The organism is Mycobacterium sp. IEC1808 (genome assembly GCF_002101935.1).
Lineage (GTDB): Bacteria > Actinomycetota > Actinomycetes > Mycobacteriales > Mycobacteriaceae > Mycobacterium.
The window spans coordinates 1-15,265 of the sequence record NZ_LQPV01000005.1 but is presented as its reverse complement, the minus strand read 5'-3'; the positions used below and the strand labels follow the sequence as shown (position 1 = coordinate 15,265).

The window sequence follows — 15,265 nt, the reverse complement described above, 5'->3', positions numbered from 1 at the left end:
CCACCCCGGTAAGCGGTCCCTAGGGGCGCAACTCCAGCAGGTCGATGACCCGCTGCGCGTGCTCCTCGACGCTGCGATCCGGCGTCAGCCGAAGATCCGGATTCTCCGGCTGCTGATACGGGCTGTCGATGCCGGTGAAGTTCTGGATCTCACCGGCGCGCACTTTCGCGTACAGCCCCTTGGGATCACGCTTCTCGCACTCATCGAGCGGCGTGTCGCAGAACACCTCGAAAAATTCGACGCCGGCGTCGGCATGGACCCTGCGGGCCAATTCGCGGTGCTCGGCCAGCGGGCTGATCGCCGGCACCAGCACCACCTGACCGCTGTCGGCCAGCAGCGCCGCCACATGCGCCAGCCGGCGCAGGTTCTCGGCGCGGTCGGCCATGGAGAAGCCCAGGTCCGCGTTCAGGCCGTGGCGCAGGTTGTCGCCGTCGAGAACGTAAGCGGCAATGCCGCTTTCGAGCAGCGTCCGCTCGACCAGCATCGCCACCGACGACTTCCCGGAGCCCGACAGACCGGTGAACCACACGGTCTTGCCTTTCGGCCGCGCTTCCGCACCGACCAGCGACTTGTGCCGCACGGTGTTCGGGCTCGCCGTCTGCGCCGCGACCTCACGCAACACCATGCCCGCCGCCACCGTGCCGTTGGTGTTCGGGTCGATGAGGATGAACGAGCCGGTGCTGGAGTTGCGGGTGTACTCGTCGAGCAGCAGCGGAACCCGGGTGCGCAGCGAGATGCGGCCAAGTTCGTTGAGCTGCAACGCCCTTGCGGCCTTGTCGCGGTGCAGGGTGTTGACGTCGAGCCGGTACTCCAGCGCGGTCACCCGCGCGCGGGTGGTTCGGGTGGTGTGCTTGATGAGGTAGTCGCGGCCCGGCTCCAGCGCCGTGTTGTCGGCCATCCAGCAAACGGTCGCGTCGAAATCCTGCGTGACCCTGGGCTGGTTGTGGGTGCGGGCGATCATGTCGCCGCGCGAGATGTCGATGTCGTCGGCCAGGCTCACCGAGACGGCCATCGGCGGAAACGCTTCCTCCACAGGGCCATTCGGGCCCTCGATCGCGGTGATCCGGGTGGTCTTGCCGACGGGCAACACCACCACCTCGTCGCCGGGGCGCATCACCCCGCTGGCCACGGTGCCGGCGTAGCTGCGGTGGTCGCGATGCTCGTGGGTCTGCGGCCGGATCACGTATTGCACCGGGAAGCGCACGTCGACCAGGTTGCGGTCACCGGCGATGTAAACCTCCTCGAGGTGCGACAGCAGCGCCGGGCCCTCGTACCACGGCGAGTTGTCCCCCTTGGTCACCACGTTGTCGCCATTGAGCGCGGAGATGGGAATGGTGGCCACGTCCTGCACGTCGAGCCGGGCCGCGAAGGCGTGGAACTCGTCGCGGATCCACTCGAATCTTTCTTTGTCCCAGTCGATCAGGTCCATCTTGTTGACCGCCAACACGATGTGCTGGATGCCGAGCAAGGACGCCAGGAAGGCGTGCCGGCGGGACTGCTCCAGCAGGCCGTGGCGGGCGTCGACGAGCACGATCACCAGCTGTGCCGTCGACGCCCCGGTCACCATGTTGCGGGTGTACTGGATGTGTCCCGGCGTGTCGGCGATGATGAATTTCCGCTTGGGAGTTGCGAAATAGCGGTAGGCGACGTCGATGGTGATGCCCTGCTCCCGCTCGGCTCGCAGGCCGTCCGTCACCAGCGCCAGGTCGGTGTAGTCGTGGCCGCGCTCCTCCGACGCCCGCTCCACCGACGCCCATTGGTCTTCCATCACGGCCTTGGAGTCATACAGCAGGCGCCCGATCAGGGTGGACTTACCGTCGTCGACGGATCCGGCGGTCGCGAGCCTCAATAGCGTTGTCATCAGAAGTAGCCCTGCCGTTTGCGGTCTTCCATTCCAGCCTCCGAGATCCGGTCGTCGGCGCGGGTCGCGCCGCGCTCGGTCAACCGCGCCACCGCCGTCTCGGCGATGACCTCGCTCACGGTGGCGGCCTCGGATTCCACGCACCCGGTGCAGGTGACGTCGCCGACGGTGCGGAACCGCACCGTGGCCTCGAACACCGGCTCGTCGGCGCGCGGCTGCATGTGCCGGTCCACCGCCAGGAGCATGCCGTCGCGCTGAAACACCTTGCGCCGGTGCGCGAAATAGATCGACGGCAGCTTGATCTTCTCGGCGCCGATGTAGGACCAGATGTCGAACTCGGTCCAGTTGGACAGCGGGAAGACGCGGATGTGCTCGCCCTTGTGGTGCCGGCCGTTGTAGAGGTTCCACAGCTCGGGCCGCTGGGCCTTCGGGTCCCACTGGCCGAACTCGTCGCGGAAGCTGAACACCCGCTCCTTGGCGCGCGCCTTCTCCTCGTCGCGGCGCGCCCCGCCGAACGCGGCGTCGAACTTGTTCTCGCGGATGGCGCGCAGCAGCGTCACAGTCTGGATCGGGTTGCGCGACGGGATCGTCTCGACCACCCGTCCGGCGTCGATGTCCTCCTGCACCGACGCGACCACCAGCCGGACCCCGGACTCGGCGACCAGCTCGTCGCGGGCGGCGATCACCTCGTCGAAGTTGTGGCCGGTGTCGACATGCATCACCGGGAACGGCAGCCGCCCGGGCTTAAACGCCTTGAGAGCCAGATGCAGCATCACGATGGAGTCCTTGCCGCCCGAGAACAGCAGGACGGGGCGCTCGAACTCCGCGGCCACCTCCCGAATGATGTGGATCGCCTCGGCCTCGAGCGAGCGCAGATGGCTCAACTCGTACTGGCCGGCCGCCGGGGCCGTGTTCACAACGCTGGTCATAGGCACCTCGTTGGATTCTTGATAAAGGTGGTCGAATTGACCATCTTTATGGTCATTGTCATATATAGAACCAGCCCTCCCGGGCGGTGTCAACGGTTTGGCGCGGGTGACAAGCAGGCGACGCATTACGCCACGCCGGGTCACTTGCCTTTTGCGCCGGCGGGTGCGTGCGCGAGCATGAGCGCATGACGACTGAAACGCAGAGCGGCCGCGAAGTCATTTCGCGATTCCTCCCCCAATCGCCGTTCGTCGCGAAGCTGGGGATCGTCGCCGATCAGCTGGCCGACGACGAGGTCAGGCTGCGGCTGCCCTGGGATCCGACCAACGTCACCGTCGGCGACATGGTGCACGGCGGCGCCATCGCGACACTGGCCGACCTGACCGTCATGGCCGCGGCGTGGTGCGGTGCGGACGCTCCCCCGTCGCTCCGGGGCGTGACGGTGTCGATGACGCTGGACTTCATGGCGCCCGCGCGGGCCACCGACCTGATCGGGGTGGGCCGGGTGCTGCGGCGGGGCCGGTCGTTGGTCAACTGCGAGGCCGAGATCGTCGACCCGGCGGGCACGCTGGTCGCCAAGGCGCTGGCGACCTACAAGGTGGGCTAGCTACTGCGGCGAGCAGACGCAAAAGCCCCCAAAATTGGGTATTTTCAGGGCCTTTTGCGTCTGCTCGCGCGGGGAACGCTAGAGGATCACTTCCTCGAGCTTGCCGGTGGCGACGTCGAAGACAAAGCCGCGCAGCGAGACGTGTTTGGTCACGAACGGGCTGTTCTCGATGCGGCGCAGCGACTGCCGGACGTCCTCGGCGAGGTCCGGGAACGCCTCGGCCGCCCAGGGCGGCTTGACCCCGATCTCGTCCTGGATGCCGCGCTTGAACTCGTCGTCGGTGAAGGTGAGCATGCCGCAGTCGCTGTGGTGGATCAGGATGATCTCCCGGGTCCCCAGCAGCCGCTGGCTGATGGCCAGCGAGCGGATGACGTCGTCGGTGACGACGCCGCCCGCGTTGCGGATGACGTGGGCCTCGCCCTCGTTGAGGCCGAGGACGCGGTAGACGTCGAGCCGCGCGTCCATGCACGCGACCACCGCGACATGCTTGCTCGGCGGCAACGGCAGCGGGCCCTGGAAGTTGCTCGCGTATTGGGCGTTATTGGCCAGGTAGTCGTCGGTAACCGTCACGCAAGCCTCCTTGGGGTATGGCGGCCTGAAAGTAGCAGCGAGCCACCCGTAATTCACGCATGAAAATCAGCCGGATCACAAGGACGAGCACGGCTGGTTAACCTGTCCCAATGCGGCACGGGCGGCTCGGTCGGGCATGATTCGGTTCCTGGCGCGCCGGTTGCTCAACTACATCGTGTTGCTGGCCCTGGCATCGTTTCTGACCTATTGCCTGACCTCGGTGGCGTTCTCGCCGCTGGACAGCCTGTTGCAGCGCAACCCGCGCCCGCCGCAGGCCGTCATCGACGCCAAGGCCCACGCGCTCGGCTTGGACAAGCCCATACCGCTCCGTTACGCGAATTGGGCCTCGCACGTCGTCCGCGGCGACTTCGGCACGACCATCACCGGGCAGCCCGTCGCCACCACGCTGTGGCGCCGCGTCGGGGTCAGCCTGCGGCTGCTGGTCGTCGGCTCGCTGGTGGGCACGGTGCTGGGCATCGTCGCCGGGGCGTGGGGCGCGATCCGCCAGTACCGGCTGAGCGACCGCGTCGTCACGCTGCTGGCGCTGCTGTTGCTGAGCACTCCGTCGTTCGTCATCGCCAACCTGCTGATCCTCGGCGCGCTGCGGGTCAACTGGGCCACCGGCGTCCATCTGTTCGACTACACCGGGGAGACGTCGCCCGGCGTGGCGGGCGGGTTCTGGGCCCAGTCGCTCGACCGGTTACGGCACCTGATCCTGCCCACGCTGACCCTGGCGCTGATGGCCGCGGCGGGATACAGCCGATATCAGCGCAACGCGATGCTCGACGTCCTCGGGCAGGACTTCATTCGCACCGCCCGCGCCAAGGGGTTGACCCGGCGGCGCGCGCTGTTCAAGCACGGCCTGCGCACCGCGCTGATACCGCTGGCCACGCTGTTCGCCTATGGGGTGGCCGGCCTGGTCACCGGCGCGGTGTTCGTCGAGAAGATCTTTGGCTGGCACGGCATGGGTGAATGGCTGGTGCAGGGCATTTCGGCCCAGGACACCAATATCATCGCGGCCATCACGCTGTTCTCCGGCACGGTGGTGCTGCTGGCCGGCCTGTTGTCGGACGTGTTCTACGCGGCACTCGATCCGAGGGTGCGGGTGTCATGACGCGCGCCGGCGACGATGCAGTGGGGGCACCTCCCGCTTGCGGGGGACGAAGCGATGCTGAGGAGCGGCGCGAATGACGTTTGAAGCGGTTGCGGCGCAAGGGGTTTCGACGCCGGAGGTGGCGGGTTTCACGTCGCGCCGGACGTTGGTGCTGCGCCGGTTCGGGCGCAACCGGCTTGCGGTGGCGTCGCTGACGCTGCTGGTGCTGCTGTTCGTCGGCTGCTACGCGCTGCCGTCGCTGCTGCCCTACTCCTACGACGACCTCGATTTCAATGCGCTGCTGCAGCCGCCCAACGCCCGGCACTGGCTGGGCACCAACGCGATGGGCCAAGACCTATTGGCGCAGATCCTGCGGGGCATGCAGAAGTCGATGCTGATCGGCGTCTGCGTGGCGTTCATCTCCACCGGCATCGCCGCCACGGTCGGGTCGGTCGCCGGCTACTTCGGCGGGTGGCGGGACCGGGTGCTGATGTGGGTGGTCGACCTGCTGTTGGTGGTGCCCAGCTTCATCCTGATCGCGATACTGACGCCGCGGGTCAAGAAGTCGTCCAGCGTCCTGTTGCTGGTGCTGCTGCTGGCCGCATTCGGGTGGATGATCAGCTCGCGCATGGTCCGCGGCATGACGATGAGCTTGCGTGAGCGCGAATTCATCCGCGCCGCACGGTATATGGGCGTCTCCAGCCGCCGGATCATCGTCGGCCACGTGGTGCCCAACGTAGCGTCCATCCTGATCATCGACGCCGCGCTCAACGTCGCGTCGGCCATCCTTGCCGAAACCGGCCTGAGCTTCCTCGGTTTCGGAATCCAGCCGCCCGACGTGTCGCTGGGCACGCTGATCGCCAACGGCACCCAGTCGGCGACCACCTTCCCGTGGGTGTTCCTGTTCCCGGCCGGGGTCCTGGTACTGATCCTGGTGTGCGCCAACCTGACTGGCGACGGGCTGCGCGACGCGCTCGACCCGGGCAGCGGGCTGAGGCGGGGCGGTGCCCGATGAGCCCGCTGCTGGAAGTTTCCGACCTGGCCGTCACGTTCCCGAGTGACGGCCCGCCGGTGACCGCGGTGCGCGGCATCAGCTATCACATCGAACCCGGCGAAGTCGTGGCCATGGTCGGCGAATCGGGCTCGGGCAAGTCCGTGTCGGCGATGGCGGTGGTCGGGCTGTTGCCGGAGTACGCGCGCGTGCGCGGCTCGGTTCGGTTGCAGGGCACCGAGCTCTTGGGACTCGGCGACGACGCGATGTCACGGTTCCGCGGCAAGACGGTCGGCATGGTGTTCCAGGATCCGATGTCGGCGCTGACGCCGGTTTACACCGTTGGCGACCAGATCGCCGAGGCGATCGAGGTTCACCAGCCGCACGTCGGGCGCAAGGCCGCCCGCGGGCGCGCGGTCGAACTGCTTGAGCTGGTTGGCATTTCGCAGCCCGAGCGACGCGCCCGGGCGTTTCCGCACGAGCTGTCCGGCGGCGAACGGCAGCGCGTGGTCATCGCGATCGCGATCGCCAACGACCCAGACCTGTTGATCTGCGATGAACCCACCACCGCGCTGGACGTCACGGTGCAGGCGCAGATCCTGGAGGTGCTCAAGACGGCCCGCGACGTCACCGGCGCCGGGGTGCTCATCATCACGCACGATCTGGGGGTGGTCGCCGAGTTCGCCGACCGGGCGCTGGTGATGTACGCCGGGCGGGTGGTGGAGTCGGCCGCCGTGAGCGACCTGTATCGGGCCCGCCAGATGCCCTACACCGTCGGGCTGTTGGGGTCGGTTCCCCGGCTGGACGCCACGCAGGGCACCCGGCTGGTCCCCATCCCCGGCGCGCCGCCGTCGCTCGCGGGGCTGGATCCGGGCTGCCCCTTCGCGCCGCGCTGCCCGCTGGCCATCGACGAATGTCGCGCCGCCGAACCGGAATTGATCGAGGTCGCCGTCGACCATCGGGCCGCCTGCATCCGCACCGATCAGGTCGGCGACCGCAGCGCCGCGGACATCTACGGGGTGAACACCTCCGCGCGTGTCGAGGCGACTCCTGGTGACTCGTCGGTGGTGGTCCGGGTGCGCGATCTGGTCAAGACCTACCGGCTGACCAAGGGCGTGGTGTTCCGTCGCGCCGTCGGCGAGGTCCGAGCCGTCGACGGCATCAGCTTCGAGCTGCGGCAGGGCCGCACGCTGGGTATCGTCGGCGAGTCCGGTTCGGGCAAGTCGACGACGCTGCACGAGATCCTGGAACTGGTTCCGCCGCAATCCGGTTCGATCGAGGTACTGGGCAACGACGTCGCAGCGTTGAGCCCGGCGCGCCGGCGGGAGATACGGCGTGACATTCAGGTCGTGTTCCAGGACCCGGTGGCGTCGCTGGATCCGCGGCTGCCGGTCTTCGAGCTGCTGGCGGAACCGTTGCGGGCCAACGGCTTCAACAAGAACGCCACGTTCACGCGGGTGGCCGAGCTGCTCGAGATCGTGGGCCTGCGCCGCGCGGACGCTACCCGCTACCCCGCCGAGTTTTCCGGTGGGCAGAAGCAGCGCATCGGCATCGCGCGGGCGCTGGCGCTGCAGCCCAAGATCCTGGCGCTCGACGAGCCGGTGTCCGCGCTCGACGTGTCCATCCAGGCCGGGATCATCAACCTGCTGCTGGACCTGCAGGAGCAATTCGGCCTGTCGTACCTCTTTGTTTCCCACGACCTTTCCGTGGTCAAGCACCTCGCGCACGACGTTGCGGTGATGTATGCCGGCGCCATCGTGGAGCAGGGCGACAGCGAGCAGCTGTTCGCCAATCCGCAGCATGATTACACGCGCCGGCTGCTGGGCGCGGTGCCCCAACCGGATCCGGGGAAGTATGTCTAGGTTTTCTGTCGCCGAGACTGCGCTCAGACTGTCGTTGTGGGCTCTTTCCAGGCGCTGGACGCAGTCTCGAGGGTTGCTGAGTCCGTTGCTGGTCGCCGGGTTGGTGCTGACCGGATGTTCGCCGGCCATCGACCTGACGCCCACGACGGGCAACAAGGCCTCGATCGGCACCACCAGCGACCTCAACCCGCGCGATCCCGCCACGCTCCAGGACGGCGGCAACCTGCGGCTCTCGCTCAGCGACTTTCCGCCGAACTTCAACATTCTCAGCATCGACGGCAACTCGGCCGAGGTCGCCTCGATGATGAAGGCGACCTTGCCGCGAGCCTTCGTCATCGGCCCGGATGGCTCGACCACCGTCGACACTGACTATTTCACCAGCGTCGAGCTCACCGGGACCAACCCACAGGTGGTCACCTACACCATCAACCCCAAGGCCGTGTGGTCCGACGGCACGCCGGTCACCTGGCAGGACATCGCCAGCCAAATCCACGCACTCAGCGGCGTCGACAAGGCCTTCGAGATCGCCGGATTCAGCGGCGCCGACCGCGTCGCGTCGGTGACGCGGGGGGTCGACGACCGGCAGGCCATCATGACGTTCGCCAAGCCGTACGCCGAGTGGCGCGGCATGTTCGCGGGCAACGGCATGCTGCTGCCGGCCAGCATGACCTCCACTCCCGAGGTGTTCAACAAGGGCCAGCTCGAAGCGCCCGGCCCGACGGCCGGGCCGTTCATCGTGTCGTCGCTGGACCGGACGACGCAGCGAATCGTGTTGACCCGCAACCCGAAATGGTGGGGCACGCCCCCGCGGCTGGACAGCATCACCTACCTGGTGCTCGACGACACCGCCCGGCTGCCGGCGCTGCAGAACAACACGATCGACGCGACCGGGATCGGCTCCGTGGACCAGCTGACGATCGCCCAACGGACCAAGGGCATTTCGATACGGCGCGCGCCCGCGCCGAGCTGGTCGCACTTCACCTTCAACGGCGCGCCTGGGGCGATCCTTGAAGACAAGGCATTACGGGTGGCCGTGGCCAAGGGCATCGACCGCCAGACCATCGCCAAGGTCGTCCAGTACGGCCTCACCAGCAATCCGGTGGCGCTGGGCAACCACATCTACGTCGCCGGCCAACAGGGCTACCAGGACAACAGTTCCGTCGTGCCCTACGACCCGGCCGCGGCGAGCCGGGAGCTTGACGCACTGGGGTGGAAGTGGGGCGGCCAGTTCCGCGAGCGCGACGGCCGCCAACTGGTCATCCGCGATCTGTTCTACGACGCGCAGGGCAGCAAGGTGTTCGCGCAGATCGCCCAGCACAGCCTCGCCCAGATCGGCGTCAAGCTCGAACTCGTCGCGCGGTCGGGCAGCGGCTTCTTCACCAACTACGTCAACGTCGGGGCCTTCGACATCGCGCAGTTCGGCTGGCTCGGCGACGCGTTCCCGCTCTCGTCGCTGACGCAGATCTACCAGTCCGACGGGGCAAGCAACTTCGGCAAGATCGGCAGCCCGGAGATCGACGCCGCGATCGAGCGGACGCTCGAAGAACTCGATCCCGCCAAGGCGCAGGCGTTGGCCAACGACCTCGACAAGCTCATCTGGGCCGAAGGATTCAGCCTGCCGCTGACCCAATCCCCCGGTGACGTCGCGGTTCGCAGCACGCTGGCGAACTTCGGGGCGGCCGGCCTCGGCGATCTGAACTACACCGCGATCGGGTTCATCCGGACCTGACCCGCCGCCGCAACGGCGCGGGGACGCGCAGCGCCGGCAACGCCCCCTCGGCAATGGCGGCGAGCTCGATCGCCTTCCACAGCAAGCGGACCGACGGCCGCGGCGGGAGCTCATCCAGCGCCGGCGCCTGGGCGACCAGGCCCTCGAATTCGCCGCGGCACACCGCGCCGGCAACGGCCAAGGCCGCGGGCTCGCGAAAGTCCAGCGCACTGTGGGCCATGTTAGGAAGCTTGAGCAGCTGCGCGTTGGGAATCAGCGACGCCACCCGCTGGGCGACCGGCGGCGGCGTGATGAGATCGCGGCCGCCGGAGATCACCGCGGTGGGCCAGCCGAAATTCGGCATCTCGGCCGGCAGGTCGTATGGCTCATCCTCGAAAGTTGCCGTCTGGGTCCGGCTTTCGCGTTCGGCCACGGCGGGGTCCAGCGGCAGGCCGTCGGGCTCGGCGGCATAGTCGAGTTCGCGGAACGCGATGCGGCTCACCAGGTCTTCCTCGTAACGGTACGGCAGGTTCGAGAGGGTCGCGAATCGGGACAGGGCCCACCACAACACCTTTCGGTCGTCGAGCAGCAGGTCGAGTTGCCGGTCGAGCAGCGTCGCCCCCCCATGGCCGTAGATCGTCGCAACGACTTGGGTGGCCGCCGCCGTCATGACGCCGGCATCGACGAGCTTGCGGACTTTCGGTGCGAGCGGGGCGGTTTCGGGGCTGTCGCCTCGGAGCAGCAGCCGGCGGATCGCGCGGCGCACGATCACAATGTCGTGGCGCGACAGCAGCGGCGAATCGAGGACCATCGCGTGCACCCGGCCCGGGTGGCGCACGCCAACTCCGGCGGCGATGTAGGTGCCGTAGGACGCTCCGTAGATGACGGCCGAGTCCGCACGGGCGTCGTCGAGCACGGCGGCCACGTCGTCGACGACCTGATTGACGGTGAGGGCGTCGGGCGGCAGGTCCGCACCGGAGTCGTCGTGGCGCGACATCCCCACGCCGCGATGCTCGATCATGATGACGTCGAGGCCCGCTGCCGCGGCCCGGCGGCGCAGGCCCTTGTACATCTGGACCGACGCGACTCCCGGGCCGCCCGGGATGATCACCAGCGGGTGGGCGGACTTGCGGCCGCCGCGCACGTAGTAGAGATCGAACTCTTCGGTGCTACCCGGCTCGACCGGCCGGCGCACCGCCCGCACGCCGGGCAGCGCGGCCAGCTTTTCCTGCTGCCGACGCCGTTTCGAGTTCATGGTCATAGCGCTCCACCAAGACAAATACCGTCGAGCGCTTCATGCTAAACGTTGAGGTCGATTCGGTGCGCGTCGTGCACGCCGTCGTAACGGTCGGGGCTGCATGTCAGCACGATTACCTGGCCGTGCGCGCCGACGGTGTCGAACACCTGCCCCATCTTGGCCAGGCGATCGGGATCGGTGAAACCCAGCGCGTCGTCGACCACCACCGGGACGCTGTCCTCCTTAGCGACCAGGGCCGCGCCCGCCAGCCTGGCCAGGATGCCGAGCTGCTCCTTGGCGCCGCCGGACAGCGATTCGTACGGCACCGTGACGCCGTTGAGGGTGCGGCTGCGGATGCACAGGTCGCTGTCGATGTCGACCTCGAAGTCGGGGCCGAACACCGGGCGACCGAGCCGTTGCAGTTCCGTGCGATAGGGCTCGACGTAGCGCTGCCGGGTGGTGTCGCGGTGCCGTGACATCACCGAGCGCAATAACTGGGCGGCCCGTGCGCGGCTGCCGATCCGCTCGTGCTGGCCGGCGGCGTGCTCGCGTTCGGTCTGCGCGGCGTCCAGCTTGCCCTGGCGGCCCTCGCTGCCGAAAACCGAGAGCTCGATGCCGATTTCGCGCAACGCCCTGTTCGCGTCTTCGTATTGGTCGCGCAGCGCGTTGGCCGCCTGGGTGGCGGCGGTCAATTCGGCGGCGACCGCGTCCGGCGCGGCGGCCGCAAGCGCGTCGGCGAGCTCGGCGACGCGGCGCTCGGCGTCCTCTTTGCCCTTGAGCCCGGCTTGCGCCGCCGACGCGAGGTCCTCGTCGCTCACCTCGGCGCGCTCCCGGGCCAGCCGATCGGTCGCGGCATCCAGCTCGGCGCGTTGGGCCTGCAGCGTGTTCTGGGAAACCGTTGCGCGCGTTGACGCCTCGGCCAGCGCGGCGTCGGCGGCCGTCGCGGCTTTGCGGCGCTGTTCGCATTCCGTGGCCACGGCAGTGTGGGCGGCCTCGGCGGCGTCCAGTTCGGCGCGGGCGGCGTCGGCGTCTTTCGGGACGAGGTCCGGGTCGGCCGGTTGATCGGCGCGCAGCTGCGCCAGCCGCTCCCGCAGTTCGTCGACGGTTTCGTCGCCGCACAGCCCGGATACCCTGGCGTCCAATTGGTCTCGACAGCCCTGCAGTTCGCGGCGGCGCTGGTCGGCGGAACGCGCCGACGCGAGGTCCGCCACGTCGGCCGCTTGCAGCGTTTTAGCGAATTCGTCTTGTGCCGCAGCGAATTTGGCTTGCGCGTCCAGCGTGGTCGCGCCAGGGGTTACCCGCGCGGTCAGCACGCCGGGAACCTCGACGGTGGTGGGGCCGGTCGCGGTGATCGACCAGCTTTGGCCAGCCGGCAGCGACACGCGTTGGTCGCCGGTGGCGAGCTCGATGTCGGCAATGGCGGTGAATTCCACCGCGGCGGACGTCAAGGCCAGCTGCCCGCCGATGCGATCGACGGCGGCGGCGGCGTTTTCAATTCGCCGAAGCGACTCGTCGGTGATTTTGACAGCGGCCAGCTCTGCACAGACGCGGTGGCGGTCGCTTTGGAGGGCGGCGATCTTGGCCAGCCGGGCGCTCAGCCGGTCGGCCTCCTCGCGGGCGGCGAGCTGATCGACGGCGCGCCGCGCGGATTCGGCGCGGTGTTTCAGGTCGGTCAGCCGCTGGGCGGCCGCTTCGACGGCTTCGTGGGCGGCCTGCACGTCGGCCGCCGCCGCCTTCTGCGCGTCTGCGGCCTGCTGTGCCTCGGCCGTGGCGGCGGCGACGCTGGCGGTGCGGGTCTGGATTTCGGTGAGCAGCCGCACCCGCCCGGTGTGGGCGGCGCCGGCCGCGGTGCAGGTGGCGGTCGCGGCGTCGGCGAGCAGCTTGGCCTCGCGCGCCTGGTTGGTCAGTTCGGCGATCCGGTCGGCGGCTCTCTGGGCGGCCTCGAGCCGGGGGCCGGCTGCGGCCCGCTGCTGCGACAGCTCGGCCACCCGCTGCGTCAGCTCCGCGTGGCGTCGCACCCGGTCGTCGACCTCGGCCACCGCCGCCGTCCATTCGGCGACCGCGGCCTCGGCGTCTTTCAGGCGGCCGATCGCGGTGGCCCATTCGCCGGTGGGCCGTCCGGTCGGGGTGAAGTAGCGGCCGTATTCGGCGTCGATCCGCTCGATCAGCAGCGGCTCGGTGCCCGACAACGCGGCCGCGTCACCCGCGGCCACGTCGAGGGCTCGCGACAGCGCGTCGCAGCCGGAAAGGTCCACCGCGGTCGTCGATGTGGCCTGCAAAACCCGTTGGGCGTGCCAGAGGTCGTTGTCGACGGTCTCGGCCAGCATCGCCCGGACCCGCTCGTGGGCTTCGTCGCCGGTGAGCTGTTCGCGGCGCGGCGTCAGCACCGTCAGCTCCGTTTCGCACTTCTTGTGGAACCGCTTGCGGTAGACGAAATGATAAGGGCCGCAGCTTATTTCGGCTTTTACCTCGGAGCCGACGTCGCTGTGGGTCGGCTTAACCTGCTTCACTTCCTTTTTGGTGGAGCGGTCCCGGGATTCCAGCAGCAGGTCCAGCGCCTCGATCATCGAGGACTTGCCGATCTCGTTGGCGCCGCAGACCACCACCACGCCGTGGTCGGGGAACTCGATCTCGCGGTGCGCGATGCCGCGATAGTTGGTCAGGACGAGCCGGTGCAGCTTCACGCGGCGCCCCGATCGGCGAGGCGCAGCAGCAGGGCCAGCGCGGCTTGGGCGTCGACGGCGTCGGCGTTGCCCTCCCGCGCCGTCGCCACCAGTTCGTCGACGGCGGCGGCCGCGAACCCGCCGATGCCGAGGTCGCTGAACTCGCCGTCGGCGGGAACCACCGCCAGGTCGGTGTGGCTATCCCAGGTGCGCAGGTGGGCGAACAGCCGCGCGTAGCGGTCCAGGCACGCGTCCAGTGCGGCGCGGTCGGTGACCGTCAACGATCCGGTCAGCGCTAACCGCACCACCGTGCGGTCCTTGTCTTTCATCAGGTCGAGGTTCATGTCGAGGTCGGCGATGTCGCGGCTGGTGTCGACCTGCCGGTGCAGGGTGACGAATCGCCAGCGGCCGACGTCCCGCGGCTCCACGGTGACGCGGGCGTCGTCGACGTCGACGACGAGCACGTGACCGGGGTCCGATTCGACGTCGTCGAAGTTGGTGACTTCCGGCGAGCCCGAATACCAGACGCGGCCGCCGTCGCCGACCTTGGTGAGCGAATGTTTGTCCCCCAGCGCCACATAATGGATCACGCCGCGGTTCAGGGCGTCGTCAAGTTTCGCAAGGCGGATCAGCGAGGGTTTGTCCCGATCGGGATCCAGGATGTCGACGCCGCCGTGCGCCACGAGGATGCGGGTCGCTGAGGTGGGCGTGAGGCCGTCGAGGACGTCGGCGACCAGGTCGGTGGTCGGCGCCTTGGACCGCCATGGCGCGGCGACGATCTCCAGCCCGGGCTTGATTTCGTGAATGCCGGCCCGGTCGAGGACGGTGACGTTGTCGGGGCGTTCGGCGGTGAACAGCGCGCTGGTGTACACCGACGACGCGTCGAGTGGATCATGGTTGCCGGGGAGCAGGTAGACGGGAATCCCGATGGCGCGCATGGCTTCCAGGGATTGGCCGATCACCTGCGGGGCGAGTTGATTGTGTTCGAAGACGTCGCCGGCGACGACGACGAACTCGGCGCCCACCTCGGCCGCCAGCGCGCCCAGCCCGGCCACCGCGTCGCGGCGCGCGGCCGAATACCGCGGCTGCGCCTCGCCGGCGAGGAAGTGCCGCGTCATGCCCAGTTGCCAGTCGGCAGTGTGCAGGAATCGCATCCGGCGGCCCCCTTTCGAGTCGTGGCTATCAGGGCACCGCGAAGTCTAGGTCTGCGCGCCGACAAGACGCGGGACCTCGCTCGGCAGGTCTCCGGGGAACCAGCGGTTTCTCCCCGTCAAATCCCTTGTTTCACACTCAATTTCTGCGCGAGGTTTTTGTCGGTGGGCTTGGCTAGTTTGGGGGCATGAGTTCCAGCAGCGTCGGTGACCGCGAGGCGATCACGGCCGCCTTCGATGCGCTGGATGTCGCGATGGACACGGTTGTCGGGCTGGATTGTGAGGCGTTGACCACCACGGAGTGGTTGGCGTTGCTGGCGCGCTGCGAGAAGGTGCGCCGGCGGCTGCCGGCCGTGGAGCACCCAATGATCAATTGCCTGGCGCGTCAGGCGACCGCGGAGGAGTTGGGCGGCAAGCTGTCTCATGCGATCGCCGAGGCGGCGTTGATCACCCGCGCCGAGGCGTCGCGACGGGTCAACGAGGCCGCCGATCTGGGTCCGCGCCACGGGCTGACCGGGGAGCGGTTGGCGCCGGTGCTGGCCGCCACGGCCGCCGCGCAACGCGCTGGTGAGCTGGGCACCGGGCAGGTGGCGGT

11 protein-coding genes and 2 pseudogenes are annotated in these 15,265 nt (G+C 68.6%); 7 read left to right on the top strand and 6 right to left on the bottom strand.

The genetic code is table 11. The features are described 5' to 3' along the window. Positions 1–19 precede the first annotated feature (19 nt). Entirely contained in the window at positions 20–1,861 is a 1,842-nt protein-coding gene (gene cysC / locus AWB92_RS01245; protein ID WP_085183721.1) for an adenylyl-sulfate kinase, read from the bottom strand. Then, positions 1,861–2,852: pseudogene (gene cysD, locus AWB92_RS01240) on the bottom strand (sulfate adenylyltransferase subunit CysD). The gene cysC and the pseudogene cysD overlap by 1 nt, the downstream one beginning before the upstream one ends. Positions 2,853–2,975: 123 nt before the next feature. Between cysD and AWB92_RS01235 the strand changes: the two are divergent. Then, positions 2,976–3,395, top strand: coding sequence for a PaaI family thioesterase (locus tag AWB92_RS01235; protein ID WP_085183720.1), 420 nt, complete (start codon positions 2,976–2,978; stop codon positions 3,393–3,395). A gap of 78 nt (positions 3,396–3,473) precedes the next feature. Here the strand turns inward: AWB92_RS01235 and AWB92_RS01230 are convergent, their stop codons facing one another. Further along, positions 3,474–3,965: a carbonic anhydrase gene (locus AWB92_RS01230; protein ID WP_085183719.1), complete on the bottom strand. Its 492-nt coding sequence runs from the start codon at positions 3,963–3,965 to the stop codon at positions 3,474–3,476. A 136-nt stretch (positions 3,966–4,101) separates the two neighbouring features. On the opposite strand from AWB92_RS01230, the gene AWB92_RS01225 reads away from it, so the two are divergent. The 5 genes and pseudogenes from AWB92_RS01225 (at position 4,102) to AWB92_RS01210 (ending at position 9,640) form a co-directional block, all read left to right on the top strand. After that, complete coding sequence (locus tag AWB92_RS01225; RefSeq protein ID WP_085183718.1) at positions 4,102–5,079, top strand: ABC transporter permease; 978 nt, start codon at positions 4,102–4,104, stop codon at positions 5,077–5,079. Positions 5,080–5,081: 2 nt separating this feature from the next. Then, a pseudogene (locus AWB92_RS30290) lies at positions 5,082–5,156 on the top strand (16S rRNA (guanine(966)-N(2))-methyltransferase RsmD); the annotation flags it as partial. A 41-nt stretch (positions 5,157–5,197) separates the two neighbouring features. Next, complete coding sequence (locus AWB92_RS01220) at positions 5,198–6,073, top strand: ABC transporter permease (RefSeq protein ID WP_142281915.1); 876 nt, start codon at positions 5,198–5,200, stop codon at positions 6,071–6,073. Next, a complete protein-coding gene (locus AWB92_RS01215) occupies positions 6,070–7,911 on the top strand; it encodes an ABC transporter ATP-binding protein (RefSeq protein ID WP_085183716.1) in 1,842 nt (613 codons plus the stop codon). Before AWB92_RS01220 ends, AWB92_RS01215 begins: the two co-directional genes overlap by 4 nt. Continuing rightward, the gene (locus tag AWB92_RS01210; protein WP_085183715.1) at positions 7,904–9,640 is read left to right on the top strand and encodes an ABC transporter family substrate-binding protein; all 1,737 of its coding nucleotides are present in this window, start codon (positions 7,904–7,906) and stop codon (positions 9,638–9,640) included. Before AWB92_RS01215 ends, AWB92_RS01210 begins: the two co-directional genes overlap by 8 nt. On the opposite strand, the gene AWB92_RS01205 is transcribed toward AWB92_RS01210, so the two are convergent. Genes AWB92_RS01205 through AWB92_RS01195 form a run of 3 tightly spaced genes read right to left on the bottom strand, consistent with a single transcriptional unit; the run spans position 9,627 to position 14,673 of the window. Next, entirely contained in the window at positions 9,627–10,880 is a 1,254-nt protein-coding gene (locus tag AWB92_RS01205) for an alpha/beta fold hydrolase (protein WP_085183714.1), read from the bottom strand. The genes AWB92_RS01210 and AWB92_RS01205 overlap by 14 nt on opposite strands. 38 nt (positions 10,881–10,918) lie before the next feature. Further along, positions 10,919–13,540 (bottom strand): ATP-binding protein, encoded by a 2,622-nt coding sequence (locus AWB92_RS01200; RefSeq protein ID WP_085183713.1) that lies wholly within the window; start codon positions 13,538–13,540, stop codon positions 10,919–10,921. Continuing rightward, positions 13,537–14,673, bottom strand: coding sequence for an exonuclease SbcCD subunit D (locus AWB92_RS01195; protein ID WP_085183712.1), 1,137 nt, complete (start codon positions 14,671–14,673; stop codon positions 13,537–13,539). The genes AWB92_RS01200 and AWB92_RS01195 overlap by 4 nt, the downstream gene beginning before the upstream one ends. A 185-nt stretch (positions 14,674–14,858) precedes the next feature. Here AWB92_RS01195 and AWB92_RS01190 point away from each other — a divergent pair. Then, on the top strand, positions 14,859–15,265 hold a 407-nt coding region (locus tag AWB92_RS01190), incomplete at its 3' end, for a DUF222 domain-containing protein (RefSeq protein WP_142281893.1).